The sequence below is a fragment of the Planosporangium thailandense genome, from assembly GCF_011947195.1.
Taxonomy (GTDB): domain Bacteria; phylum Actinomycetota; class Actinomycetes; order Mycobacteriales; family Micromonosporaceae; genus Planosporangium; species Planosporangium thailandense.
Genome location: NZ_JAATVY010000002.1, coordinates 321518 through 346015, shown reverse-complemented (window position 1 = coordinate 346015; position 24498 = coordinate 321518). Strand labels below are relative to the sequence as shown.

General features: G+C 71.7%; 27 protein-coding genes. 5 read left to right on the top strand and 22 right to left on the bottom strand.

All coding sequences use genetic code 11. From position 1 onward, the window contains the following. Positions 1-43: 43 nt before the first annotated feature. Genes HC031_RS04375 through HC031_RS32855 form a run of 3 tightly spaced genes read right to left on the bottom strand, consistent with a single transcriptional unit; the run spans position 44 to position 2861 of the window. Entirely contained in the window at positions 44-733 is a 690-nt protein-coding gene (locus HC031_RS04375) for a hypothetical protein (RefSeq protein ID WP_167923837.1), read from the bottom strand. After that, a complete protein-coding gene (locus tag HC031_RS04370; RefSeq protein WP_167923836.1) occupies positions 723-2315 on the bottom strand; it encodes a phytoene desaturase family protein in 1593 nt (530 codons plus the stop codon). Before HC031_RS04370 ends, HC031_RS04375 begins: the two co-directional genes overlap by 11 nt. A gap of 48 nt (positions 2316-2363) precedes the next feature. After that, positions 2364-2861, bottom strand: coding sequence for a MarR family transcriptional regulator (locus HC031_RS32855; RefSeq protein ID WP_167923835.1), 498 nt, complete (start codon positions 2859-2861; stop codon positions 2364-2366). Positions 2862-2928: 67 nt separating this feature from the next. On the opposite strand from HC031_RS32855, the gene HC031_RS04360 reads away from it, so the two are divergent. Next, positions 2929-4149 carry an MFS transporter gene (locus HC031_RS04360; protein ID WP_167923834.1) on the top strand — a complete coding sequence of 407 codons (1221 nt, stop codon included), beginning with the start codon at positions 2929-2931 and terminating at the stop codon, positions 4147-4149. Here the strand turns inward: HC031_RS04360 and HC031_RS04355 are convergent, their stop codons facing one another. Next, positions 4150-4650, bottom strand: a complete 501-nt coding sequence (locus tag HC031_RS04355) for a hypothetical protein (RefSeq protein WP_167923833.1) — start codon at positions 4648-4650, stop codon at positions 4150-4152. It lies immediately after the preceding gene. Positions 4651-4697: 47 nt separating this feature from the next. On the opposite strand from HC031_RS04355, the gene HC031_RS04350 reads away from it, so the two are divergent. From HC031_RS04350 to HC031_RS04340, 3 genes are all read left to right on the top strand, one after another. Next, positions 4698-5123: an OsmC family protein gene (locus tag HC031_RS04350; RefSeq protein ID WP_167923832.1), complete on the top strand. Its 426-nt coding sequence runs from the start codon at positions 4698-4700 to the stop codon at positions 5121-5123. Positions 5124-5204: 81 nt separating this feature from the next. Further along, the gene (locus HC031_RS04345) at positions 5205-5552 is read left to right on the top strand and encodes a metallopeptidase family protein (RefSeq protein ID WP_167924044.1); all 348 of its coding nucleotides are present in this window, start codon (positions 5205-5207) and stop codon (positions 5550-5552) included. Positions 5553-5610: 58 nt separating this feature from the next. Continuing rightward, positions 5611-6348 carry an AIM24 family protein gene (locus tag HC031_RS04340; RefSeq protein ID WP_167923831.1) on the top strand — a complete coding sequence of 246 codons (738 nt, stop codon included), beginning with the start codon at positions 5611-5613 and terminating at the stop codon, positions 6346-6348. A 67-nt stretch (positions 6349-6415) separates the two neighbouring features. Here the strand turns inward: HC031_RS04340 and pheA are convergent, their stop codons facing one another. From pheA to HC031_RS04315, 5 genes are all read right to left on the bottom strand, one after another. Next, a complete protein-coding gene (gene pheA / locus HC031_RS04335) occupies positions 6416-7357 on the bottom strand; it encodes a prephenate dehydratase (RefSeq protein ID WP_167923830.1) in 942 nt (313 codons plus the stop codon). 44 nt (positions 7358-7401) lie between these two features. Further along, on the bottom strand, positions 7402-7974 hold the full coding sequence (locus HC031_RS04330) for a hypothetical protein (RefSeq protein WP_167923829.1): 573 nt from the start codon (positions 7972-7974) through the stop codon (positions 7402-7404). A 27-nt stretch (positions 7975-8001) separates the two neighbouring features. Continuing rightward, positions 8002-8391: an ACT domain-containing protein gene (locus HC031_RS04325; RefSeq protein WP_167923828.1), complete on the bottom strand. Its 390-nt coding sequence runs from the start codon at positions 8389-8391 to the stop codon at positions 8002-8004. A gap of 134 nt (positions 8392-8525) precedes the next feature. Further along, positions 8526-8954, bottom strand: a complete 429-nt coding sequence (locus tag HC031_RS04320) for a PAS domain-containing protein (RefSeq protein ID WP_167923827.1) — start codon at positions 8952-8954, stop codon at positions 8526-8528. Between the two features lie 126 nt (positions 8955-9080). Further along, entirely contained in the window at positions 9081-9770 is a 690-nt protein-coding gene (locus HC031_RS04315; RefSeq protein ID WP_240942088.1) for a hypothetical protein, read from the bottom strand. A 177-nt stretch (positions 9771-9947) separates the two neighbouring features. Here HC031_RS04315 and HC031_RS04310 point away from each other — a divergent pair, with 177 nt between their 5' ends. After that, positions 9948-11147, top strand: a complete 1200-nt coding sequence (locus tag HC031_RS04310; RefSeq protein WP_167923826.1) for an arginine deiminase — start codon at positions 9948-9950, stop codon at positions 11145-11147. Positions 11148-11239: 92 nt separating this feature from the next. On the opposite strand, the gene HC031_RS04305 is transcribed toward HC031_RS04310, so the two are convergent. From HC031_RS04305 to HC031_RS04245, 13 genes are all read right to left on the bottom strand, one after another. Further along, complete coding sequence (locus HC031_RS04305) at positions 11240-12130, bottom strand: DUF5926 family protein (RefSeq protein WP_167923825.1); 891 nt, start codon at positions 12128-12130, stop codon at positions 11240-11242. 168 nt (positions 12131-12298) lie between these two features. Beyond that, entirely contained in the window at positions 12299-12694 is a 396-nt protein-coding gene (locus HC031_RS04300) for an ATP-binding protein (RefSeq protein ID WP_338090477.1), read from the bottom strand. A 57-nt stretch (positions 12695-12751) separates the two neighbouring features. Further along, on the bottom strand, positions 12752-14002 hold the full coding sequence (locus HC031_RS04295; RefSeq protein ID WP_167923823.1) for a sensor histidine kinase: 1251 nt from the start codon (positions 14000-14002) through the stop codon (positions 12752-12754). Between the two features lie 22 nt (positions 14003-14024). Further along, entirely contained in the window at positions 14025-14903 is an 879-nt protein-coding gene (locus tag HC031_RS04290; protein WP_167923822.1) for a glycerophosphodiester phosphodiesterase, read from the bottom strand. A gap of 1 nt (position 14904) precedes the next feature. Continuing rightward, entirely contained in the window at positions 14905-15243 is a 339-nt protein-coding gene (locus HC031_RS04285; RefSeq protein ID WP_167923821.1) for a rhodanese-like domain-containing protein, read from the bottom strand. 63 nt (positions 15244-15306) lie between these two features. Beyond that, on the bottom strand, positions 15307-16431 hold the full coding sequence (locus HC031_RS04280; RefSeq protein WP_338090476.1) for an LCP family protein: 1125 nt from the start codon (positions 16429-16431) through the stop codon (positions 15307-15309). Between the two features lie 455 nt (positions 16432-16886). Next, positions 16887-18110, bottom strand: coding sequence for an LCP family protein (locus HC031_RS04275; RefSeq protein WP_167923819.1), 1224 nt, complete (start codon positions 18108-18110; stop codon positions 16887-16889). Between the two features lie 49 nt (positions 18111-18159). Beyond that, entirely contained in the window at positions 18160-19134 is a 975-nt protein-coding gene (locus tag HC031_RS04270) for a UDP-glucuronic acid decarboxylase family protein (RefSeq protein ID WP_167923818.1), read from the bottom strand. A gap of 88 nt (positions 19135-19222) precedes the next feature. Then, positions 19223-20902, bottom strand: a complete 1680-nt coding sequence (locus tag HC031_RS04265; RefSeq protein ID WP_167923817.1) for a solute symporter family protein — start codon at positions 20900-20902, stop codon at positions 19223-19225. Further along, positions 20899-21276 (bottom strand): DUF485 domain-containing protein, encoded by a 378-nt coding sequence (locus HC031_RS04260; RefSeq protein WP_167923816.1) that lies wholly within the window; start codon positions 21274-21276, stop codon positions 20899-20901. The genes HC031_RS04265 and HC031_RS04260 overlap by 4 nt, the downstream gene beginning before the upstream one ends. 287 nt (positions 21277-21563) lie before the next feature. Continuing rightward, on the bottom strand, positions 21564-22067 hold the full coding sequence (locus HC031_RS04255) for a flavin reductase family protein (protein ID WP_167923815.1): 504 nt from the start codon (positions 22065-22067) through the stop codon (positions 21564-21566). Positions 22068-22097: 30 nt separating this feature from the next. Further along, complete coding sequence (locus tag HC031_RS04250; RefSeq protein WP_167923814.1) at positions 22098-23753, bottom strand: ABC transporter permease; 1656 nt, start codon at positions 23751-23753, stop codon at positions 22098-22100. Then, a complete protein-coding gene (locus HC031_RS04245; RefSeq protein ID WP_167923813.1) occupies positions 23744-24496 on the bottom strand; it encodes an ATP-binding cassette domain-containing protein in 753 nt (250 codons plus the stop codon). The genes HC031_RS04250 and HC031_RS04245 overlap by 10 nt, the downstream gene beginning before the upstream one ends. Positions 24497-24498: the final 2 nt, after the last annotated feature.

Below are 24498 nucleotides of genomic sequence, written 5' to 3'. Positions count from 1 at the left end.
GTGAGCTTACCGGTCGGGCGGTCGTCCGCCCACTTCGATATCGCTACGCGCCCCTCGACCAGACGCTCGGGTCGGCGACCGCCGGCGGCGGCACCGGGTGGCCGGGCGGTGCCGGGGTGACCGTGAGGTCGGCGGGTCCGGGCAGCTCGGGCTCCTCGGCCACGCCCGTCGACCGGCGCAGCCGGACCGGCGCGCCGCCGACGAGCAGCGCGGCGGCGAACAGCACCAGCGCCGCGTAGGCGCAGTACATCCCGGCGCCCGACTCGACCAGTTGGCCGGAGCCCCCGGTGAGACCGCCGCGCGATTGGATGACGTTCCTGACCCCGTGGGTGACGCCCACCAGCAGCGCCAACTGGCCCGCGACCAGGCCGAGCCCGGCCGCGACGGCCACCCGGCGGGCCGGCGGCCGCAGCGCGAGCGCGGTCGCCACGGCGGCGAGCACGATCAGCCAACCGAAGTTGAACATCCCGGTGTAGGCCGCCAGCTCGGCGATGCCGTACCCGATCCGGCCGCCGCCGACGGTCGGGAAATCCTGACCGAGCGCGCTGGTGCGTACCGACACCCACGGCAGCAGCTCGGCCGCCAGCAGGAGCGCGAACCCGACGAACGCGCAGCCGAGGCCGGCCACCGTCGTCGACCGGCCGGACCCGAACCAGCCGGGCCGGTCGACGGGCCCGCCGCCCCACTCGACCACGCTCGGCTGTTCCGTTCCCGTCTGCTGTTCAACGTCCATCCGTCGCCTTCCTTCGGCCGTCGGCCAGCACCTGACGGACCACGTTGCGCCCGGGAATCCCGGTCACCCCGCCACCGCCGTGCGTCGCCGAGCCGGCCTGGTAGAGCCCGCGTACCGGGGTGCGCAGGTCGGCGTATCCGGCGGCGGGCCGGCAGTGGAACATCTGTCCGGGCGTCAGCTCGCCGTGGAAGATGTTGCCTCCGATCAGGCCGTATTCACGCTCCATCATGTCGGGGCCGATGACCTGCCGTCCAATGATCGAGTCGATGAATCCGGGCGCGACCGCGTCGATGCGGGCGGTGAGCCGGTCGGCGTACGCGGTCAGCTCGTCGGGGTCCGGCCGACCGGCCCAGGTGTGCGGCACCCATTGGGTGAACGCGCTCACGACGTGCCTGCCCGGCGGCGCGAGCGAGTCGTCGAAGACCGACGGGATGCAGATGTCGGCGAACGCCGACGTGGCCGCGCGTCCCGCGACCGCCTCCTGGTAGGCGGTCTCGACGTCGTCGAGGGACTCGGCGAGCACGATCGTGCCGCCGTACACGGACGGGTCGTAGTCGGGGTGGGCGGTGAAGGTGGGCAGCCGGTCGACCGCGAAGTTGATCTTTACCGTCCCCGACCGGGTCTGCCACGACTCGATGTCGGCGACGAAGTCGTCGGGCAGGTGCGCGCGCTCCACGAGCCGCAGGAACGAGATCTTCGGGTGGGCGGTCGTGACGACGGTCCGCGCCGGGATCTCCTCACCGGACTCCAGCGTCACGCCCCGCACCCGACCGCCGCTGACGTCGATGCGGGCCACCGGCGCGGCGACCCGAATCTCGGCGCCGAACGCCCTCGCGGCGCCCGCGAGCGCCTGCGTGACGCCGCCCATCCCGCCACGCGGGAAGCCCCAGGCGGTGTCGCCCACGTGATGGTGCAACATCACGTACGCCGTACCCGCGCTGCGCGGCCCCGCCCACGTCCCGATCACACCCGAGACGCTCAGGACCCCGCGCATCGCGTCGCTTTCGAACCTGTCCTCCACCAGGTCGGCGATGCTCGCGGTGAACAGGCGGGTCAAGTCGAAGGCCGCCCGTACGTCGACCTTGCGCAGCTTCGCCGCCAGCGCCACCTGGCCCAGCAGGTCGCGGGGCCGCTTCGAGCCGAGCTTCGGCGGGATCGACTCCAGCAGCGGGCCGACCAGCCCGCCCAGCCGCCCCAGCCAGGCCTGCCAGCGCTCGTACGCCTCCGCATCGGCGGCGGAGAACTTCGAGATCTCGGTGTGGCGCGCGGCCGGATCGTCGGGCAGCGACAGGTACCGGCCGTCGCGGCGCGGCGCGAAGTAGGGGCCCTGCGGGTACACGTGGTACCCGTGCTCTTTGAGCTTGAGGTCCCGGACCATGTCCTGCGGCAGGAGGCTGACCACGTACGACAGTGAGGTCACCGTGAAGTCGGGGCCGAACGGGTGCTCCGAGACGGCGGCACCGCCGACCGTGTGGCGGCGTTCGCAGACGAGCACCCGGCGGCCCGCCCTGGCCAGGTAGGCGGCGGCGACCAAGCCGTTGTGTCCGCCGCCGACCACGACCACGTCGTACATGTCAGGCATCCTGCGATCGTGCCCGCCGGGCGCGGTCATCTCAATGGGGTGGCCCGCTCAATGGGGTGCGCCCGTCTCCACATGCCGCAGCATGCGGCCGAGCAGGGCGTTGAGCGCGTCCCGGTCGCCGTCCGCCAGGGGTTCGAGCATGGCGTCCTCGGCCGCGCTACGCAGTCTCATGGCGTCGAGCCAGCGGGAGTGCCCCAGCTCGGTCAGCTCGACGTCCACGCGCCGGCGGTCCTCGGTGCCGCGGAGCCGGCGGATCAGGCCCGCCTTCTCCAGGCTGTCGAGCCGGCCGGTCATGCCGGCCGGTGACAGCATCAGCTCCGCGGCCAGCTCGGAGGGGGTGGCGCGCCACGGCCGGTCCCGGGCGGCCAGCCGGTGCAGCGTCTCGAACTCGTAGCCCTGCAGTCCGACCTCGGCCAGCGCCCGGTCCTTGGCCTGGCGCACGTGCTTGGCCAGCAGCTGGATGCGGGTGATCGCCGCCTCCACCCGCTCGTCGAAGGGCGCCTTGCCGCGCCAGCGGGCGATGTGCCTGTCGACGGAGTCTTCCACCGGGCCAGTATGCTACGCACAGTATTTCGTTGACGAATGATTCGCTAACGAAATATCCTCTCGTGTCATGACCCCGTCGATTCGACGGCTGCTGACCGGCCGTACCTTCGCAGCGCTCGCGACCGCGCTGATCCCGACGACCCTGACGCTCGCCGTCGTCCACACCGGCTCCGCCGCCGACCTCGGCCTCGTCCTGGGCTGCGAACTGCTGCCGATGCTGGTCCTGCTGCCCGTGGCCGGCGTCGTGGCGGACCGCTTCCCGCCCCAGCGGGTCGTGCTCACCGCGGACCTGGTGCGCGCCGCCGCTCAACTGGGGATCGGCGCCGAGCTGCTCACCGGCCCCGTACGGGTCGCGCCGCTGGCCGTACTCTCGGCGATCACCGGAGCCGCCGTGGCGTTCGGGACGCCTGCCGTCCGGACGCTGGTGGCGGCGGTGGCCGCGGGGACGGAGCGGCTGCGGACCAACGCCCGGCTCGGCGTGGCCGAAGGGCTCGCCCAGATGGCGGCGCCCGCGGCCGCCGGGGGCCTGATGCTCGCGGTAGGGGCCGGCTGGTCCTCGCTCGTCACCGGGGCGCTGTTCATCCTGTCCGCGACGACGGTCGGCCGCCTCGATCCGGGCCGCGCCGTCCGGCCGGCCGGGCGGGGCGCCTTTCTGGGCGAGCTGCGCGCCGGATGGGCGGAGACCCGTCGCCACCGCTGGTTCCTGGTCAACGTCCTCGGCCACGGCGTCTGGCACCTGACCGCCGGGTTCCTGCTGACCCTCGGCCCGCTGATCGCGGTGCGCCACCTCGGCGGCGACGTCTCCTGGGTGGTCATCGCGCAGGTGGGCACCGTCGGCATGCTGGCCGGTGTCTACGCGGCGTCCCGGCTGCCCATACGTCGCCCGCTGGTCGGCGTCGCCGTGGGCGCCGCCGCGTACGCGCTCCCGCTGGTAGCCTTCGCCCTGCACCTGCCCCTGGCGGTCGTCACCGTCACCTACTTCGGGGCGATGTTCGGGCTCGGCGTGCTGAGTCCACTGTGGGAGACCACCGTGCAGCGCGGCATCCCGCCGGAGGCCCTGGGCCGGGTCGGGTCGTTCGACACGCTGATCTCGTTCGCCGCCCGACCGCTGGGGCTGGCGGTGGCCGCCCCGGTCGCCGCGGCGATCGGCACGACCGCACCGCTGCTCATCGGCGCGGTACTCGTGGCCGCCGCCAACCTGGCGGCGCTCCTGCTTCCGGAGGCGTGGCAGGCACCCGTGGACGCCCCCGAGTCCTGGTGCGCCGAGCCCGACCCCGCGACCGCCTGATCAGGGGTGCATCGCGCGTGGACGGGGGTCCGTCCGGCGGCGGCCCAGCGCCAGCGCACCCGCGCCGAAGCCGAGCAGCGGACCGGTCGCCATACCGATCCACACCCCGTACGCCGCCTCCCCGGTCACCCGCAGACCGGCGAACCCGATCGCGTTGGCGCCGACGGCCGCACCGGCGATCCCGTTCGCCAGCCAGATCACGACCAGCACGGTGACGATGCCGGCCGTCGGCGCGACCGTCAGGGCGAGGTGGGCGCCCCGCCCGGTGTCCAGGGCCGCGACCGCGAACAGACCGGCGAGCAGGCCCAGCAGGATCAGGTACCACGTCCCGTGGGGCGCCTGGAACACCACGAGCGGCGCCGGCACCGGGACGGCGGTACCCACCGGCAGCGCGCCGCTCACCCGGAACCGACCCCACGGAACGGCCAGCGAGGCGATGCCGGTCAGCAGGCCCGCGCCGCCGAGCAGCCCACCGGTCACTGTGAAAAGTGGACGCGGCATCAGCGCATCGTCGCACCCCGCCACCGTCATGGGCTAGCGTCGCAGGTATGCCAACTCGTACCTCATCCGCCCGCTGGCAGGGCTCGCTGAAAGACGGCTCCGGCACCATGGCGCTCGCCTCCGGTGCGTTCGAGGGAGCGTTCTCGTTCCCCTCCCGCTTCGAGGAGGGCAACGGGACCAACCCCGAGGAGCTCATCGCGGCCGCTCACGCCGGCTGTTTCTCCATGGCGTTCTCCAACATCCTGTCCCAGGCCGGCCACGTGCCCACGTCGGTCGACACCCGGGCCAGCGTCCACCTCGACAAGACCGATGGCGGCTTCGGCATCACCCGGATAGATCTGGTCACCCGCGGCGACGTTCCCGGTATCGACGCGGCCGAGTTCCAGAAGCTGGCCGAGCAGGCCAAGGCGAACTGCCCGGTCTCCAAGGCGCTGTCCGCGGTGGAGATCACGCTGGACGCGTCGCTCGTCTGAACGGTTCTCACCTTCGCGCCGGCGCCCCGCGGGTACCTCCCACGGGGCGCCGGTGCGTCCGGGCACAATACGCACGTGCCGATGGAGATGGCCCGCGCCCGCTTCGAGGAGCTGGTGGGCGACGCGCTCGACGACGTCCCCGGCGACCTGCTCGCGCTCATGGACAACGTAGTGATCCTGGTCGAGGACGACCCGCCGCCGGACGAGCCCACGCTGCTCGGCGTCTACGAGGGGTACGCCCTGACCGAGCGCGGCTGGGACTACTCCGGGGTGCTGCCGGACCGGATCATCATCTACCGCAACCCGATCCTCGCCATCTGCGACACCGACGACGACGTGGTCGAGGAGGTCGCGGTGACCGTGGTGCACGAGATCGCCCATCACTTCGGCATCAGCGACGCCCGCCTCCACGAGCTCGGTTGGGGCTGAGGCTTGACCCGGTCACTTATCGTGACGGGCAACGCACCGACCCGGAGGGAAGAAGCTGATGCGTAGCGCACTGTTCGCTGCCGAAAACCTGGAGAAGGAGTCTGCCCAGCCGGGCATGCGCCTGCAGAACTCCAAGATGCTCAAGGTCGAACTCAACGGCGAGATCATGGCGCGTACCGGCGCGATGGTGGCCTACCAGGGACAGATGCAGTTCCAGGCGCTCGGCGCGGGCGGCATGGGCAAGTGGCTCAAGCAGAAGCTGACCGGTGAGGGCGTACCCCTCATGAAGGTCTCCGGCCACGGCGATCTCTTCCTGGCCGACCGGGCCGCGGACGTGCACCTGATCGACCTGGAGCCGGGTGACGCGATCACGATCAACGGCGCCAACGTGCTCGCCTTCGAGTCGACGGTGCAGTACGAAGTCCGGATGGTCCAGGGCCTGGGCATGTTCTCCAGCGCCGGCATGTTCAACTGCGTCTTCTCCGGACACGGGCGGATCGCCATCACGACCAAGGGCACCCCGGTCGTACTGAACGTGGACGCGCCGACCTACGCCGACCCCCAGGCGGCGATCTGCTGGTCGACGAGCCTGCAGACCGGGTACCACCGGGCCGACCAGCTCGGCATCGGCACGCTGATCGGGCGTACGACGGGTGAAGCGTTCACGATGAGCTTCGCCGGCCAGGGCTTCGTGATCGTCCAGCCCTCGGAGGAGTTCCACGGCGGCCTGGCCGGCAACGGCGGTGGGCAGCGGCAGCAGAGCCAGGGCCTGCTGGGCGGCCTGCTCGGCGACTGACCCCCCGCTTCCGCGATCTTGGACACTTGGCGGGCCTATCACCCCGCTAAGTGTCCAAGATCGCGGATCAGGCGGGGCCGCCGGCGCGGATCCGGGCCAGCCAGGCCGCGGCGTCGGCGAAGTCGGCGTCCGCGGTGCCCGGCGGGGCGGGCGCCGGACGCTCGGTGCCCGCCCGCGGGTACGAGCCCAGGAAGCGCACGTCGGCGCAGACCCGCCGCAGCCCCTGCAGCGCCTCGCCCATCCGGACCTCGGCAACATGCCCCGAGCAGTCCAGGAAGAACACGTACCGGCCGAGCCGCTCACCCGTGGGGCGGGACTCGATCCGGGTGAGGTTCACCCCGCGTACCGCGAGCTCGGTGAGAACGGCGAGCAGCGCACCCACCCGGTCGTGGGCGATGTACACCGCGAGGGTGGTCAGGTCGTCGCCGGTCGGCGCGGGCGGCGGACCGGGCCGGGACACCAGCGCGAACCGGGTCACCGCGTCCGCGTGGTCGGCGATGTCCTTGGCCAGCACGGTCAGCCGCGCACGGCCGGCCCCGAGCGGGGCGCAGATGGCCGCGTCGTACTCGCCCGCCGCGGCGGCGGCCGCTGCCGCCGCGTTGGAGAGCGCGTCGACCACGGTGGCCGCGGGTACGTGCGCCCGCAGCCAGTGCCGGCACTGCGCGTGCGCCTGCGGGTGGGCGGCGATCGACCGGATCTCGCCCAGCGGGACGGCGGTCCGGGCGCCGAGGACGAACTGCACGGGCAGCACGACCTCGCGCGTGATCACCAGCGGTTCCCCGTCGGCCAGCTCGTCGAGCGTGACGCCGACCTGGCCGCCGATCGAGTTCTCCAGCGGCACGAGCGCCGCGTCGGCGTCGCCGGCACGCACCGCGTCGAGCGCCTCCGGCACACTGCGGGCCGGGGTGCGGGTGCCGTGCTCCGCGGCCGGAATCGTACGCAACGCCTGCTCTGCGAAGGTCCCTTCCGGGCCGAGGAAGACGAAGCGGGTCGGCGGTACGCCGGGCATGACGATGCCCCTCTCTTGGTGCGCTGTGGAGGAGACTATCCCGGTCACCGGCAGTGTGCGGCGGTCAGGATGCCGCTCGGCGCGGCGCTGACGACCTCGGGTTCGCAGACGTACGTGCCGGCCGTGACGACGGCCAGCCGGCCCGGGTCGCCGCGGGTCACCACCTGGATCGCGTCCCGGCCGGGTACGGACAGCACGGTGTACTGCCACGAGCCGGCGCACAGCGGGCCGGTGGTGATCGTCGGCGTGGAGCCGGCCGGCAGCAGCAGCTTGCGGTCTCGTCGCAGCGCCGCGACGACCTGGGTGTCGGTCGAGCGGTCGGCGCAGCGGGAAGCGATGGCGCCGGGCAGGGCGCCGGGCAGTGCGCCGGGCCGGGCGCCCGGCGTCTGGCCGGCAAGCTCAGCCGTCGGCGTCGGGTCGGCGGGCTCCGCCGTCGCGGCGGCGGGATCGTCCGGCGCGGCCGAGGTGTCGTCGCTCGGCGATCCGGAGTCGCTGGGGGCTACCACGTGCGGCGAGCGCGGTGGGGGCAGGGGCTCGACCCGGCCGCAGCCGGTCACCGTCGCGGCGATCCCCACGATCGACAGCGCCAGGCCCACCCGTGTCTTCGCCCCGTTCACGCTCGCTCCCAGCCTCTCGCGGCGGTGCTAGCTCGAGACGCGGTGCCCCGCGGCGGTGAGAGCAGTGATCGCCTCGGAGAGCCGCACCGATGGAACCAGAAGATAGTCGGTGTCGAACGTCGAGAAGGCGAAGATGTTGACCCTGGCGTCGGCGAGCGGGCTGACGATGGACGCCAGGATGCCGGTGAGCGCCAGGTCGACCGGGCCGGCGACCCGGAAGCAGCGCCACGGCGTCTCGACGCTGGCCCCGTCGGGCGCGCACGCGGCCGGGCACAGGATCGACACCTCGTCGGGCGTCCAGGTGACCGAGATCACGTCACCCTTGCCAGCCTGCGCCAGCAGGGCCTGCGGCGCCGGGGAGCCGGCCGGCAGGCGGCAGACAGCGTAGTCGTCGCGCAGCAGCTCCAGCTCCAACATGCAAGGAGAGTACGGGCCGACGGTGGATCGGACACACCCCGAAATCGTCGCGTGGGACGTACGCAACAATCGCGATATCGCATAGCCGCTGAAAGCGGACGAAATCAATCCTCGGCGGACCGGCGGCGCGAAAATCAGACCGGGCAGAAGAACGTCAAGGAGCCGACCTTCCCGTGTACGTCGTACAGGGGGGTGGCGATCGTGTCCACGGTGTGCGGGCCGTCCACGCACTGCACCCTGATCAGCCCGCGGGCCAGTTGTCCGGAGTCCAGGGCGAGCAACGGCGGTATCTTCCTGGCTTCGCCGGCGCTCAGCGCACCACCTGGATTCGAGAAGTCGAGCAGCCGCAGGATCTCGAGCAGGGGTCGGCCGATCGCGGGACCGTCGCAGTCCAGCATCTCCTGGCAGGACGGCGACAGCGCCACGACGACGGCGTCGGCATCGATGACGAGGCTCGACTCGGCAGCGTCGGCCACGGCCTTCGCCCAGCGACCCAGCGACGACCTCGCCACTGGACGCCGCCGCGTGACCGGCTCGGACAACGACAGTTCGACGTGAGGCACAGCGCCTCCTCAGGCGACCCGGAGGCGCAACAGCGCGGTGGACCTGCTCACCCTGGGCTCTCGATCAGAGCCGTACCACCTGCCTGGCGCCATGCGAACTGAGGTTACCTGGCCGGCGATTTCTTGTCAGGGTCGCTTGCCCCCGCCCTCGTCACTATCCGAATACCAGCGGTACCGCTCCGCGAGGGGAACGTACGGCGGGTTGATCCAGGTGTGTGGGTCGGCAGCCAGGGCGTACACCTTATCGACGGTCTCCCCGGCGAGCCGGTGACCTCGGGCGTTGAGCACCCGACCCAACTCCTGATACGAGGAGATGATTACTCCTTTGGGCAGGCCGTACACGCTGATCCTGCCGGTCCCGGCGAACGCCAGCACCGGCATTACCGGAATGATCACGCCCGCGATGCGCGACAGCGCGGTCGCCGCCACCTTCGCCACCGCGCGCGCCTGCTGGACGTATTTCGGCCGACGGCCGTCGACCTGCACCACGTCGCCGGCGAAGCTCACCCGGCTGCGCCCGTGGTCCCGGACGACGACGGCGAAGATGCCGCCGGGCCCGACAGCCAGGAAGCTGAGCGGGTCCGAACCGGCTGCGGCCTGGAGGTCGAGTACCCGCCAGTTGTCGCCGAGCGACGCGAGCCGCTGCGCCGCCCGGTAGTGGGCCGCCTCCACCCGCCGACTCTCCCGCTCGGCCAGCCGGCCACGGATCCAGTCCAGCGCCGACGGACGGCCGTCCCCAAGAGTTCCGGCCGGTGCGTACTCTTCCGCGAGGGGACGGAGATCCGGACCGTCCGCGGCATGGAGGAAACTCGCCATCACGCGCCTCCCAGCAGTTACCGGACTGTGGTTACAGCACTACGGTACGTATTGAGGTGCGTGGTCATAAATGAATGAGTGCGCGTGAGTGCGGACGAAAGGCGCATTCTCGACAGCACGTACTTTCACATGGCGCCCAAGTGGCCCATACAGGACTGCTCGATAGGGTGATTGTTCGTGAAGCATTACGTCGACAGCGAAGTCGGCCGTTTGGGCACCGTGCTCCTGCACCGCCCCGGACGCGAACTCGCGCGGCTGACCCCGCGCAACAACGACTCGCTCCTTTTCGACGGTATCCCGTGGGTCGGCCGGGCGCAGGAAGAGCACGACGAGTTCGCCTCGGCGCTGCGTGACCGCGGCGTGGAGGTGCTCTACCTCTCCGATCTGCTCACCGACGTGCTCGGCATCCCGGCGGCGCGGGACGAGCTGACCGACGCGGTCCTCTCCGACGTACGCCTGGGCGACACGCTGCGGGCCGAGGTCGGCCGGCACCTCGCCGACCTCGACCCGGCGGGCCTGGCGACGGTCCTCATGGCCGGCCTTGCCCACGAGGAGCTGCGCACCGGCAGCGGCATCGTGTACGCGCTGCTGGACCGGCACGACTTCATCATCGACCCGCTGCCCAACCTGCTGTTCACCCGTGACTCGTCGGTCTGGGTGGGCAACGAGGTCGCGGTCACCAGCCTCGCCATGCCGGCCCGCGGTCGTGAGACCACGCTGACCCACGCGATCTACCGCCACCACCCGCGGTTCGCCGGTACGCCCCTGGTGTACGAGCCGGGGCTCGAGCACCTCGAAGGCGGCGACGTGCTGCTGCTGGGCCCCGGCGTGATCGCCGTCGGGGTCGGGGAGCGCACCCGGCCCGCCGGCGCCGAGCGGCTGGCCCGCCGCTGCTTCGCCCGCGGACTGGCGCACACCGTACTGGTCGTGCCGATCGCCCAGGAGCGGGCGACCATGCACCTCGACACGGTGTGCACGATGGTCGACGTCGACGCGGTCGTCATGTACCCGAACGTGGCTGACACCCTCCAGGCCTGGACCGTCACGGCCGGTGAGGGCGACGGCGAGCTGCGGCTGTCCCCGCCGGAGCCGTTCCTCACGGCCGCCGCCAAGGCGCTCGGCATCGACACGCTGCGCGTCATCGACACCGGCCTGGACCCGGTCACCGCCGAGCGCGAACAGTGGGACGACGGCAACAACACCCTGGCCATCGCGCCCCGGCTGTGCGTGGCCTACGAGCGCAACGTCGAGACCAACGCCCAGCTCGAACGGGCCGGCATCGAGGTCATCCGGCTACGCGGATCCGAGCTGGGGTCGGGTCGGGGCGGCCCGCGCTGCATGTCGTGCCCGATCACCCGCGCCCCGCTCGGCGGCTGAAGATCCGCAGATCCGCGCAATGTGTCACATCTTGCTGCTATTCCGCGCCGGGTAGCAGCAATGCGTGCAACATTGCGCGGATCTTGTCGCGCTCAGCGCAGGGTCAGCTGCCGGCCCAGCAGGCCCTGACGCGACCGGCGCTCCGCGGCGGTGAGCGGCTCGGCCGCGGCCAGCGCCTCGGCGTACCGCTTGGCGAACTCCGCCACCGGCGGCTCCCACTCGGCGGCGGCCTGCTCGCGCGGCACGTCCCAGACGGGTACCAGCAAGCCGTGCGCCCGGAACATGCCGGCGAACCTGGTGCCCTCGCCGAGCAGCAGCGCACCGGCCGCGGAGAGCCTCGCCAGCGCGTCCAGCGCCGGGTCCTCCTCCTCGGCCAGGACCAGGCGGACGTGGGCCCGGTCCGGCACCCGGCACCAGTACGCGGCCGGCGCGGCGGCGAGCTTCACCGTCGGGTAGATCGCGGCGTTGGCCCGTTCCAGGGAGGCCTGGACGTTCGGGTCCTCGATCGCCTCCGGGTCCAGCCAGAACTCGTAGCTGTCGTGGAGGGTGATCTCGAGCCGGCCGTCGGCGAGCACGTCCTGCAGTCGCGGGCCTTCGCCGGGGAGCGCGGGAACACTGACCGGGTTGCCAGGCTCGGTCTCGAGCGCCCGGAGCAGCGCCACCGCCAGATCGCGGGAGACGTCACCGGACTGGGTGTTGCGCTGCAGACCGACGAAAATCCGACCGTCCGGTTTCGTCATAGCGGGCCAGGCCATCGGCAGGACGGTCGCGAGGGTCACCGACCGCTCGCCGTACCGCTCCACGAGATCCGGCGCGAGCCGCAGCGGGGCCGTGGCGGCCGGGACCAGCTCCCGGAGGGCGATCCACTCGACCTCATCGGCCAGACCGGCGAACGGGCGGGGGACGAAGATGTCGCGCACCTTCTGACGCTTCGGGGCGTCGGTGCCGGTACGCGAACTCCTATTTCGGGCGCGCTTGCTCACGGCGACCCAGCCTAGGCCCTACCGGCCGGTCCGGCGTGCACCCGGGGCACCCGTGTTCGGCGTTCCGGCCGCCGTGTTCAGTGTTCAGGCCGCCGTGTTCAGTGTTCAGGCCGCCATGTTCGATGTTCCGGCCGCCATGTTCGATGTTCCGGCCGCCGTGTTCGATGTTCAGGCCGGCTGCGCCGCCGGGACAGCCATCCTGGCCCAGACGCACTGGCCCAGCCCGTCACGGTCGACTCCCCAGCCCTCCGCGAGCGCGGAGACGATCGCGAGCCCGCGCCCGTCGGGAGATTCAGACCCGACCTGACGCTCGGTCGGCGGGGTAGCGGCGCCGCCGTCGGTCACGCGGATCTCGATACCGCCGCCGACCATCCGCCACGCCACCCGGATCACCCCACCGGGCAGCGGCGCGGCGTGGCGTACGGAGTTGCTGACCAGCTCGGCGGTGACGGTCACGGCGTCGGCGAGCGTGACCGCCGGCACCAAGGCGGTGAGGCTCGCCTCCAGCCTGTGCCGGGCCCGGCGGGCGCCTTCGGCGTGATGCGGGACGACGACGCACCACACGCGATCCGTCCCGGTAGCCCGCGTACCCTGCTCTGCCACCCGCCCCGCCTACCCCGGTCAGCCCGCCGCCGCGGTCGCACGGGGAAGCCGCACCTCGGCGACGGCCCCGCCACCTTCGCGTGGACGCAGACTGACCCACCCGTTCTGCCGTTCGACGATCTTCCTGACCAGGTACAGACCCAGCCCCACCCCGCCGTACTGCCGTTTATCGCCCCGGTCCAGCTGCCAGAACCGGTCGAACGCGCGCTCGGCGTGCTCGGGCCGGATCCCCAGGCCACGGTCGGCGACCCGGATCCAGACGGTGTACGCGTCCGCCCCCGCCGTCAGCTCCACATCTACCCAATCAGGGGAGTACTTGCACGCGTTGGTCGCCAGCTCGGTGAGAACCGTGGAGAAGCTGGCCCGGTCACCGCGTACCTTCGGCAGCTCGGCGGGCAGGTTGACGCGCAGGACCCGGCGCAGCTCGGGGTTGAGCTCCGCCACCGCGTCCCGCAGCACCTGGGCGGGGTCGAACGGCGCTCCGGTCGAGCCGTCGCTGACCCCGGTCACCCCGCTCGCGGCGGCCAGCAGCCGGTCGATCAGCCGGGCCAGCTCCCGCGCGCGCTGCCGGACCACCCCGGCGGCGTCCCGGCGCGCCGCCTCGTCCAGCGAGTCCCACCGCTCGACCAGCGTGTCGGCGTACCCCTTGATCGCGGTGACCGGCGTGCGGAGCTCGTGGCTGGTCATCGCGATGAAGAGGTCGCGGCCCTGCTCGCGCTCCTGCTGACCGTCCGGGCTCGCCGTCGGTCCGTCCGGGTACACCGGCAGCTCCGCGCTCTCCCGGTACAGCCGGGCGGCGGCCGCCGCGAGCAGGCGCAGCGCGGCCAGGTGGTAGGGCTCGGCGCGCCCGTCGGCGTCCGGGAAGCACACGTGCAGCGACCCGACGAGCGAGCCGCCCGCGGAGCCCACGGTGCTGATGATCCGCTGGATGCCTCGGCCCCGGATCCGGGCCGCGAACTCCGGCGGGAGGTCTCCGACCAGCGCCTGCCGGCAGTGCGGCGCCTCGATCATCGTCGTGACCGCATGCTCGGGTATCTCCACGGGTAGGCCGAGCGCCCAGGTCAGCGAGCTCGTCGCCGCGACCAGGTGGCCACCCGACCGGGTGTACTCGACGAAGCCCGCGCCGCACGCGCCGGTCACGGCCGCCGCGGCGTCGACGATGAGCTGAAGCCCCCGCAGGCCGCTTTCCCCCTGGCCGATGAGCTCGATGAGGTCCGTCAGGCGGTCGAGCAGGGCGACCGGGTCGAGCGGCTGGGCAGGAGCGGCCATGCTGGACAGTCTGCCCGGCGGGTCACCTCCGCGGTAGGCCGAGTTCGTCGAGCCGTCGCCGCACGAAGCCCGGCCGGTCGGTGATGACGCCCTCCACACCCAACTCGATCAAGTAATCGAGGTCGGCTGATTCGTTGACCGTCCACACGTACACCTGGTGGCCCCGCGCGTGCAGCCGGTGCGCGATCTCGGGATGCGCGCGCAGCAGACGCACGCCCGGGCCGCCGATGCGGGAGCCGAACGGCAGCCGGCCGCTCCGCAGCCCCGCCGGCAGCAGATCCATCAGCATCACGGTCGGCAGCTGGGGCGCCAGGCGTCGGGTACGACGTACCGCGAGCGCCGAGAACGACATGACCGTGACCTCGACCGGGCGTCCACCCTGCGGCTCGTGCAGCCCGTGCCGCCGAAGCGACTCGACGAGCAGCTCTTCGACGGCCGCACCGTACCGGGTCGGATGCTTGGTCTCGATCAGTAGCCGCATCGGCCGGTTGGCGTCATGAACGGCCCCGAGTAGCCGGTCGAGGGTGAGGATGCGGCCCCGACCCTCGCCGCTGGCGTCGTAGATCAGCTCGTCGTCGTCCTCGCCCGGCCCCGGGTGCCACGAGCCGAAGTCCAGTTTGTCCAGCTCGGCGAGGGTGTGGGTGCTGACGACGCCGTGGCCGTTGCTCGTCCGCTCCAGCCGCCGGTCGTGCACGCACACCAGCTGACCGTCGCGGGTGAGGCGGACGTCGCACTCCACCCCGTCCGCGCCCTCCTCGATCGCGCGCAGGTAGGCGGCGAGGGTGTGCTCGGGCTCGGCGGCCGACGAGCCCCGGTGGGCGAAAACGAGGGGACGGGCCGGTGACGTGGCCCGGCCGGGCCCGCGGTCAGCCGCGGGTAGGTAGGGAAGCTCGGTAGTCAACTCAGGCAACCTGCGGCGCGCCGCCGTCCTCACTGATCATCGGCCGGCCGGCACGGGCCCACGCCATCATGCCGCCGTCGAGGTTGCGGACGTTGTCACGACCGGCGGCCAGGAGGTACGCGACGACCTGAGCCGAGCGCCCACCCGACCGGCAGACCACGACCACGTCCCCGTCGGTCGGGATCTCGTCCAGCCTCGCCGGCACGGTGTGCATCGGCATGTGGCGGGCGTCGGGTGCGTGACCCGCCGCCCATTCGTCATCTTCCCGTACATCCAGCAGGTACGCCTCAGCTGGCACCTCGTCGGCGCCTACGCCGGGGACCTGGTTACGCCCAAACACGTCCGCAAGCTTAAGGCCTGCTCGGGCGTTCGACAGCCGAACGACCCTCTTCGTACGGGCAGTTCACAGGCCGTTCACCCAGGTCGTGTTCTGCCCCACCCAGGTGTCGAGGGTGTCGTTGCGGATCGCGTCGTACAGCGTCGTGGCCTGGTCGTCGAGCGCCAGGACGTACGAGAAGCCCCCGATGTCCCGCGGCTCGGACGGCAACTTGATCCCGACCAGGTCGCCGGGGTTCACGTCGCGCAGCGCGTACGCGAGGTCGGCGAGCGACACGCCGCCGGTGTCGATCGTCAGCGACGCGCCGACCGCACGGATGATCGAGTCGAGCTTGCCCGGTTTGGTGATGATCCCCTGCCGGCGCGCCTCGTCGAACATCGCCTTCAACAGCTGCTGCTGGTGGCGCTGGCGGCCGTAGTCGGCGTCCGGGATGCTCTTGCGCTGACGCGAGTAGTCCAACGCCTGCCAGGGCTTCATCCGCTGGCACCCCGGCTCGTACACCACCGGGGTGCTGGCCGGGTTGCGGTAGGAGCCTTCGGGCCCGTACCACGGCGCGAGGAACTTGCCGTTCTTGTCGTACCCGATGTGCTGGGACTCGGTGCGCTCGTCGACGCACATGTAGATGCTGCCGAGCTGCTCGATGACCTTCTGGAAGCCGCCGAAATCGACCACCGCGGCGCCGTCGAAGGCGATCCCGGTCAGGTTGAAGAGGGTCTGCGACAGCAACTGCACGCCGTCCTCGCCGCCGTGGCCGTAGTCGAACGCACCGTTGATCTTCTCCCGGCTCCCGAGGAACCCGGTCTTGGGGAACGGCGGGATCTGCACCCGCAGGTCCCGCGGAATCGAGATCAGGTAGGCCCGGTCCATCGTGGCCGGGATGTGCACGATGATGATCGTGTCGGAGCGCTGGCCCGCCGTCGGATCGTCGGCGCGCGCGTCGGAGCCGATGAGCAGGTAGTTGAACGGGCCGGTGAGCCGTGGCCGCGCCTGCACCCCACCTGCTCGGGCCGTATCCGCGATGAGCTTGCCCTTCTTCACGGTGGCGTCGTAGCGGTGGGCGAGCACCTTCGTCCCGGTGATGGCGGTGCCGGACGCGACCAGCAGCAACGTGCCGAGGACCACGAGCAGGCGGGCCCAGAGTGGATCGCGGCCGGGGGGTCGGTCGCGCCTGCCCCGGCCGGCAGCCTCCACGGGCCCGGCTGGCCCGTCTTCGACAGGCTCGTCATCGACAGGCCCGTCTTCGGCAGGCTCGGGCTCGGCTGGCGCATCTGTTACAGGCTCGGCGGTAACCACCGGCAACACAGCGGTCGTCGCCGCCGGCTCACTGCCAGACATGGACGCAGCGGCCCCCGGCGCCGGATCTGGGCCGGCCTCCGGCGGGGGGCCTGGTAAGCCGGAGTCGGACCCGACCTCCGGTCTGGCGTCGTCTGGTGAGGTGGCCGTCGTAGCTCCCGGTGCGGACAGTGACCCGCGCCGGCACCGGGACGCCCGAGCCGATCAGGCGGGATTGACCTCCGAGTCTACGCCATGATCACACCTGGACGAGGAGTGGTAAACCGGTCAACAATCACCATTTCCCCAGGCCAGCCGGGGGTCGGGCAGCGCCGTGCATCGATCGGCATCGGTTTCAAGCCTGGATCGGCGCGCTACGACCCGTTCTGCGCGAGCCAGTCGGCGACCTTGTCGTTGGCCACCGCCTGGTACAGCGCGAGCGCCTTCGTCTTGTCCGAGACGACCACGCTCTCACCGCCCCGCATCGCCGAGCCCTGGTTCGGACTCGTCATGAACTTCAGATCCGAACTGTTGAGGTGGCGCAGTTCCCAGGCCGTACTGGCGAGGGAGAAGTCCTTGTCGACGGTCAGCGCCTTGGTCACCGAACTCAGGAAGGCCTGGAGCTTGAACGGATTGCTGACCGTCCCGGTACTCGTCGCCTTGTCCAGCAGCGCCTTCATGAACTGCTGCTGGTGACGCATCCGGGCGAAGTCGCCTTCGGCGAACTGGTAGCGCTGGCGGACGTAGTCCAGGGCCTCGGCGCCGTTGAGGTGCTGCATGCCCTTCTTGAAGTGCCGGTGCGGCGGGTGGATCGACGTGATGTCCTGCTCGATGTTCAGGTCGACCCCGCCGAGCGCGTCGGTCACCTGCTGGAAGCCGCCGAAGTCGACGAGCACCACGTGGTCGATGCGCACCCCGGTGTAGCCCTCGACGGTCTCGACGGTCAACGGCACGCCGCCCCACGCGAAGGACGCGTTGATCTTGTCGTTCGTGTCGCCGTAGTCCGGGTTGGTCGGGCTCTTGGGGATGTGCACGTAGAGATCCCGGGGTATCGAGATCAGGTACGCCTTCTGATGGTCGGCGGTGAGGTGCATCAGGATGATCGTGTCGGTGCGCCACAGCCCCGGCTTCGCCTTGTTGTCGGGGTCCCGCGAGTCGCTACCGAGCAGCAGGATGTTCTCCGCTCCGGCGCCGGTGGCGGCCGGCCGCTGCTCGGTGATCTTGGAGAACGCATCCATCCGCTGCAGGCCGGAGTCGAGGTTGCGGTAGTACAGGTACGCCCCACCGGCGCCGATACCCGCCAACAGCAGCAGCGCGACGAAGGCGACGAACGCGATCCGCCCCCACCTCGGGCGGATCCGCCGGCGGTACGGCGCGTCGCCGCGCCCCGGACCCGGGGGAACAGGCCCGCCCGGCCCACCGGGTCCACCGGGTCCACCGGGTCCGCCCGGCCCACCCGGCACGCCCGGTGACCGACGGTAGCCGGCGTCGGCGCCGCGGGACGGGATCTGCGCCCGGCCGCTCGGGTAGGCGCGAGGACCGCTGGGCACCGAGGCCCGACCGCTGGAGCTGCCACTGCGGTACGTCGGGGAGGACATGGCACCAGATTACGTACGGCCCGCCAGCCCGCGTATGTGATACCTGCAGTCAGGCGCGACCCGCGAAATAGTCGATCGTGCGCCGCAGGCCCTCCTCCGGGCCGACCGTCGGCTCGTACCCCAGCAGCGTGCGGGCCCGGGTGAGGTCCGGGCGCCGCTTCTCCGGGTCGTCGGCGGCCCGCGGCACGAACGTCACCTGTGACGAGCTGCCGGTGAGTCGGACGATCGTCTCGGCCAGTTCCCGCATCGTCATCTCGTGCTCGGTGCCGCAGTTGATCGGCCCCGTCTCTCCCGAGTCGAGCAGCGCGACGATGCCCCGGACGAGGTCGTCGACGTAGCAGATGGACCGGGTCTGCTCGCCGGTGCCGTGCACGGTGATCGGCTCGCCGCGCAACGCCTGGGACACGAACGTCGGGATCGCCCGTCCGTCGTCCGGGCGCATCCGCGGCCCGTACGTGTTGAAGATCCGCACGATGCCGACGTCGAGGCCGTGGAAGCGGTGGTAGGCCATGGTCGCCGCCTCGGAGAAGCGCTTGGCCTCGTCGTACACGCTGCGCACGCCGATCGGGTTGACGTTGCCCCAGTAGGTCTCGGGCTGCGGGTGTACGAGCGGGTCACCGTACGCCTCGGAGGTGGACGCCAGGATGAAGCGCGCCCGGTCGGCGAGCGCCCGGTCGAGCAGTTGCAGCGTCGCGACCGAGCCGACCCGCAGGATCTCGATCGGGATCTGGGCGAAATCGGTCGGGCTCGCGGGCGAGGCGAAGTGCATGATCGCGTCGAACCGACCGGCCAGCGCGGCGACGTGCGCCGGCAGTGGCTCGGAGACATCGGCTTCGACCAGCGTGAACCGCGGGTGCTCCGCGAGGTGGGCCACGTTCTCCTTGCTGCCGGTGATGAAGTTGTCGACCGCGACGACGGTCGCCCCGCGCGCCAGCAGCGCGTCCACCAGGTGCGACGGGACGAATCCAGCGCCACCGGTAACCAGGATCCGATGACCTTCTCCGTACAGCCGCCTGTCCGTCATGCGGGTGAGCCTACTGCGCTCAGGTATCAGACAGACGGGGCGGGGCGCGCCGGACCGGCCCACCCCGCCCATTACCGCCCTTTCCGGCTCAGTGCGCGCCGGCGCCGGTCAGCGAGCGCACCTCCATCTCGGCGTACTTCGCCTCGTCGGCGCGTTCGCGCGACAGGACGGTCCCGAGCCAGCCGCACAGGAAACCGATCGGGATCGAGATGATTCCCGGGTTGGACAGCGGGAACCAGTGCCAGTCGTGGTGCGGGAACATCGCCGTCGGTGTACCGGAGACCACCGGCGAGAAGAACACCAGCACGACCGCGGAGACCAGGCCGCCGTAGATGGCCGCCGTCGCGCCCGCCGTGGTGAACCGCCGCCAGAACAGCGAGTACAGGATCGCCGGCAGGTTGCCCGAGGCGGCGACCGCGAACGCCAGGGCCACGAGGAACGCCACGTTGAGGCTCTGGGCGAAGATCGCCAGCACGATCGACACCGCCCCGATGGCGAACGCGGACACCCGCGCGACCCGGATCTCCTGACGCTCCGACGCCTGACCCCGCTTGATGACGTTGGCGTAGAAGTCGTGCGACAGCGACGACGACGAGGCCAGGGTGAGGCCGGCGACCACGGCGAGGATGGTGGCGAAGGCGACCGCCGCGATCACCGCGAGCATGACCGCTCCGCCTCCCGAGCCGCCGAGGTACTTCTCACCCAGCGCCTGCGCCAACTGTGGCGCCGCGGTGTTGCCGGCCTTGTCCTGAGCCGTGATCGCCTTGCCGCCGACCAGCGCCGCCGAGCCGAACCCGAGCGCCAGGGTCATCAGGTAGAACACGCCGATGAGCCCGATCGCCCAGAGCACACTCTTGCGGGCGGCCCGGCCGTCGGGAACGGTGTAGAAGCGGGTCAGGATGTGCGGCAGACCCGCCGTGCCCAGCACCAGCGCGATGCCCAGCGAGAGCAGGTCCATCTTGTTGTAGAAGGTCTCCTTGGCGTTTCCGGCGACCTCCTTTCCGTACTTGAGCCCGGGCTCCAGGAACGCCGCGCCCTTGCCGGACTTCTCGGCGGCCGAGCCGAGCAGGCCCGACAGGTTGAACCTGAACGCCGCCAGGACCAGCAGGGTCATCAGGATGGCGCCGCACATCAGCAGGAACGCCTTGACGATCTGCACGTACGTGGTGCCCTTCATGCCGCCCACCACGACGTACACGATCATCAGGACCCCGACGAAGATGATCGTGGCGACCTTGGCCGTGCCGGCGCTCATCCCGAGGAACGTCTGCCCGGGCTTGATCCCCAGCAGCAGCGCGACCAGCGCGCCGGCGCCGACCATCTGGGCCAGCAGGTAGAAGATCGAGACGGTGATCGTCGAGACCGCCGCCGCCGTGCGGACCGGCCGCTGGCTGAGCCGGAACGCCAGCACGTCGGCCATCGTGTACTTGCCCGAGTTGCGCATCAGCTCCGCGACCAGCAGCAGCGCGACCAGCCACGCCACCAGGAAGCCGATCGAGTACAGGAAGCCGTCGTACCCGCTCAGCGCGATGATCCCGGCGATGCCCAGGAAGCTCGCCGCGGACATGTAGTCCCCGCCGATCGCCATCCCGTTCTGGAAGCCGCTGAACGAGCGGCCACCGGCGTAGAAGTCGGTCGCGTTGCGCGTCTGCCGGCTGGCCCACACCGTGATACCCAGCGTGATCAGCACGAAGATGATGAAGAGGACGATCGTCAGGCTGCGCGCCGTGCTGGTGGTGGCGGCAGCCGCGAGGAGGGGGTGACTCATCCGCGCTCCCCCTCCACCCGTGCCCGCAGGCGCTCGGCCAGCGGGTCCAGCCGCCTGCCGGCGTACCGCGCGTACAGCCAGGCGATCAGGAACGTGGAAACGAACTGCAGCAGGCCGAACACGAGCGCCACGTTGATGTGGCCGACGATCTTGACGCTCATGAACCCGCGGGCGTACGCCGACAGGATCACGTAGAGCGCGTACCAGACGAAGAACGCCACGGTCATCGGGAACACGAAGCCGCGAAGCGCCCTGCGGAGCTCGGCGAACTCGGGGCTGCGCTCGACGGCGAGGTACGCGTCGGCGTCCGCGACCGCTCGCCTCGACGGGGCGGCCGACGGATCGGCCGGCGGTACGGGTGTCTCGGTGCTCATCTGGGTTCACCACCAGTCATCGGGCTCGGAGGTGGTCGGCGCCGCCTCGTGGCGCGTGGAGGACGCCGACGGATGCACGGACCGTAGAAACCCGATCGCGTAGTGGTGAAGACACCGGAGCCCCGGCGGTCCACCGGTGCGCCGAACGGCGCGCCAGGTGCGCCGAGTGACCGACGTGGCGCGACTACCGTCGCTCGGCCACGTACGTCCCACGCTGGGGCGGATCTTGGACACCTGGCGGTGTCATAGGCCCGCCAAGTGTCCAAGATCGCTGAGGGTCCACCCCGTCAGGACAGCTCGCGGTAGCGGCCCCGGTAGTGGACGAGCGGCGGCTCGGGGTCGCCCAGCTCAACGGCCTCGATCGTCGCCTCGACCAGCAGCCCCCAGCCGACCGGCCGCGCGCTCGTCAGCCGGCACCCGGCCCAGGTGGACCGCTCGGCCGGCACCGGCCCGTACCCGGTCTCGCGCCACCCGCCGCCGGCGAACAGGCCGCCCGGCGCCGGCATCAGGCCGGCGAACCGGTCGGCCAGCTGGCGGTCCTCGGCGGTCAGCGCCGTCACCGCGAACCGGCCGGCGTCCTCGATCGCCGCCCACACCTCGGACTCCTCGTCGAGAATTCCGAGCAGATGGCCGGGCTCGCCGTCGACGACCAGCGTCGAGGAGACGGTCAGCCCGGCGGGCCCGGGCGCCGTCCAGAGGGTCACGGCCGCCGGGAGCCGGCCCCGCAGCCGGCGCACCGGCGAGCGAAGGTGATCCGGGGTGGCGAACGGGTCGGACGGTGAGATCGTCATGGACGGCCTATCGACGTAGAGCGGCAGTAGTCATCGGCGCGGCGTGACGGCGACCAGGATCTCCGGCCCCCGCCGGTCGAGGATGCCACCGGCCACCTGGGTGCCGATCAGCAGCCCGGCGGCGCCCCACCCGACGCCGGTGGCGAGGACGGCGGGGCCGGCCCAGGCGCCGTCGGCCAGCACCGCGAACACCAGCACGGGTGCCAGCAGCGCCGCCGCGACCAACGACCCGGCCAGGGCGAGCAGCCCGCGCAGGCCCCCGGTGCCGCCGCTGACCGCGAACGGATTGCTCGACTCGGGGAAGGCGTACGGGACGAGCACCGAGACCAGCGCGGAGATGCCGGCCGACATGCCCAGTGCCGCCGCGACGACGCCGAGCGCCGCGGGCACCTGCGACTGCGCGCCGGTCAGCAGCGCGATCACGACGGTCACGAGCACCAGGACCGGCGCCATCAGCGCGGCCAGCGCACAGGCCCGGGCGCGCAGTTCGACCCGGCCCGGCACACCGACCAGCAGGTGCAGCGCGTACGCCGCGCCGTCCGTGCCGAACTGGTTGGCGAGCACCATCGCGGCCAGCAGCGCGCTGAACGCCACGGCCACCGGCAGCGGCGCGCCGCCGGACCCTGAACCGGCGCGCAGCATCGCCGGAACGACGACCCCGGCGATCGTCAGCGAGATCAGGCTGGCGCGCCGGCGCGGCTCGCGCCACCAGTACCGCCACTCCCGCGCGACCAGCCCGCTGAAACGACCGGGGCGAAGCCACCGGAGTACGGCCGGGAACAGCCCGTCCGCCGCGCTGGCCGGTCGCCCGGCGGAGCCCGCCGACCGCGCGCCGGACGCCACGCCGATCATGGCCGATTCGAGCGTGCGCCACCACCACGCCGTGAGGGCCACCAGGGTCACGAGCCCGAGCGCCAACCGGGCGAGCGCCGTCGCGGGCCGGCCGTCGGCCACGTCGAGATAGGCGGCGTACGGGGCGCCGAGCGGCGTCCAGGCGAGCACGCGGGCGATCCCGGCGGCCCGGGCCAGGTTCCCGTGCGCGATCAGCGACGACACCGTGAGCTGCAGCGGGGCGACCGACGAGGCGAGGACCGCGAGCAGGATGGCGGCGAGGTCGCGTACCCGCCGGGACCGCAGCATCGACGCGAACGCGCTGCTCAACGCGCGGCTGCCGACCACGCACGTGAAGAGCCCGAGTACCGCGCCGACAGCGGCGGTGACGACGGCCGCAGGGGTCCGTCCGCGTACGGCCGCGCCGAAGATCAGCCCGAGCAGCGCGATGGCCGTCGCGATCGCCGGAATGCTCACGCATGCCGCGGCCACCATGCCGCGCAGCAGGGTGCCGCGCGACACCGGCAGCAGCGCGAACCGGGCCGGGTCGATCGTCTCGTCCACGCCGAAGAACAGCAGCGGCAGAAGCAGCCACGCGAGCGTAAGCCCGGCGCCGGCGAAGGCCACGATGACGAGGCCGCCGTCGCCACGGGCCACACCTCCGGCCGTGAACAAAGCGAAGCCACCGAGCGCGCCCCACAGCCCGGCGATGGCCCCGAAGACGACGAGCACGATCCGCCACGCCTGGCCGCGCAGGCTGTTGCCGGTCAGCCGCAGCTTCAGGCGTACGAAGTGAACCGCCCGTGTCGGCCGCTCCGCGTTCCGGGCCGGCTGAGCGTCCTGCGCTACAGCCACGACAGCTCCGCACCGGTGGCGACGCGGCCACCCACCACGTGTACGAACACGTCCTCGAGCGACCGGCCCTGCCGTACCTCGTCCAGCGTGCCGACGGTTCTGACCTGCCCGCCGGCGAGGATCGCGACGTGGCTGCACAGCCGTTCCACGACCTCCATCACGTGGCTGGAGAGGACGACGGTGCCGCCGCCGGCCACGTACCGGTGCAGGATGTCCCGGATGAGCGCCCCGGAGACCGGGTCGACGGCCTCGAACGGCTCGTCGAGTACGAGCAGCCGGGGCGCGTGCAGGAGCGCGCAGGCCAGCCCGATCTTCTTCTTCATCCCGGCCGAGTAGTCGACGACGAGGGTACGACCGGCGTCGGCGAGGCCGAGCACGTCGAGGAGTTCGGCCGCGCGCGCGTCGACCACGGCTGCGTCCATGCCGCGCAGCAGCCCGATGTACGCGAGCAGTTCGCTGCCGGAGAGCCGGTCGAACGTCCGGACCGGGTCGGGCAGCGCGCCCAGCAGCCGCTTGGCGGTGACCGGGTCGGACCACACGTCGTGACCGAGGACGGCGACCGTGCCGGCGTCCGGGCGCAGCAGCCCGACCGCCATGGACAGCGTGGTGGTCTTGCCCGCTCCGTTGGGGCCGAGCAGCCCGAAGAACGATCCGGTGGGTACGTAGAGATCGACGCCACCGACCGCGGTGAGACCGTCGAACCGCTTGACGAGCCCCCGCAGTACGAGTGCGTTATCGGTCACCG

What these genes read in the sequence shown, in the direction of transcription:
- HC031_RS04360 (WP_167923834.1), top strand. Translation starts at nt 2,929, where the DNA reads ATGACCCCGTCGATTCGACGGCTGCTGACCGGCCGTACCTTCGCAGCG.
- HC031_RS04255 (WP_167923815.1), bottom strand. Translation starts at nt 22,067, where the DNA reads ATGACGATCTCACCGTCCGACCCGTTCGCCACCCCGGATCACCTTCGC.
- HC031_RS04270 (WP_167923818.1), bottom strand. Translation starts at nt 19,134, where the DNA reads ATGACGGACAGGCGGCTGTACGGAGAAGGTCATCGGATCCTGGTTACC.
- HC031_RS04340 (WP_167923831.1), top strand. Translation starts at nt 5,611, where the DNA reads ATGCGTAGCGCACTGTTCGCTGCCGAAAACCTGGAGAAGGAGTCTGCC.
- HC031_RS04355 (WP_167923833.1), bottom strand. Translation starts at nt 4,650, where the DNA reads ATGCCGCGTCCACTTTTCACAGTGACCGGTGGGCTGCTCGGCGGCGCG.
- HC031_RS04375 (WP_167923837.1), bottom strand. Translation starts at nt 733, where the DNA reads ATGGACGTTGAACAGCAGACGGGAACGGAACAGCCGAGCGTGGTCGAG.
- HC031_RS04345 (WP_167924044.1), top strand. Translation starts at nt 5,205, where the DNA reads ATGGAGATGGCCCGCGCCCGCTTCGAGGAGCTGGTGGGCGACGCGCTC.
- HC031_RS04370 (WP_167923836.1), bottom strand. Translation starts at nt 2,315, where the DNA reads ATGCCTGACATGTACGACGTGGTCGTGGTCGGCGGCGGACACAACGGC.
- HC031_RS04265 (WP_167923817.1), bottom strand. Translation starts at nt 20,902, where the DNA reads ATGAGTCACCCCCTCCTCGCGGCTGCCGCCACCACCAGCACGGCGCGC.
- pheA (WP_167923830.1), bottom strand. Translation starts at nt 7,357, where the DNA reads ATGCCCGGCGTACCGCCGACCCGCTTCGTCTTCCTCGGCCCGGAAGGG.
- HC031_RS04275 (WP_167923819.1), bottom strand. Translation starts at nt 18,110, where the DNA reads ATGTCCTCCCCGACGTACCGCAGTGGCAGCTCCAGCGGTCGGGCCTCG.
- HC031_RS04295 (WP_167923823.1), bottom strand. Translation starts at nt 14,002, where the DNA reads ATGGCCGCTCCTGCCCAGCCGCTCGACCCGGTCGCCCTGCTCGACCGC.
- HC031_RS04260 (WP_167923816.1), bottom strand. Translation starts at nt 21,276, where the DNA reads ATGAGCACCGAGACACCCGTACCGCCGGCCGATCCGTCGGCCGCCCCG.
- HC031_RS04325 (WP_167923828.1), bottom strand. Translation starts at nt 8,391, where the DNA reads ATGTTGGAGCTGGAGCTGCTGCGCGACGACTACGCTGTCTGCCGCCTG.
- HC031_RS04315 (WP_240942088.1), bottom strand. Translation starts at nt 9,770, where the DNA reads ATGGCGAGTTTCCTCCATGCCGCGGACGGTCCGGATCTCCGTCCCCTC.
- HC031_RS04350 (WP_167923832.1), top strand. Translation starts at nt 4,698, where the DNA reads ATGCCAACTCGTACCTCATCCGCCCGCTGGCAGGGCTCGCTGAAAGAC.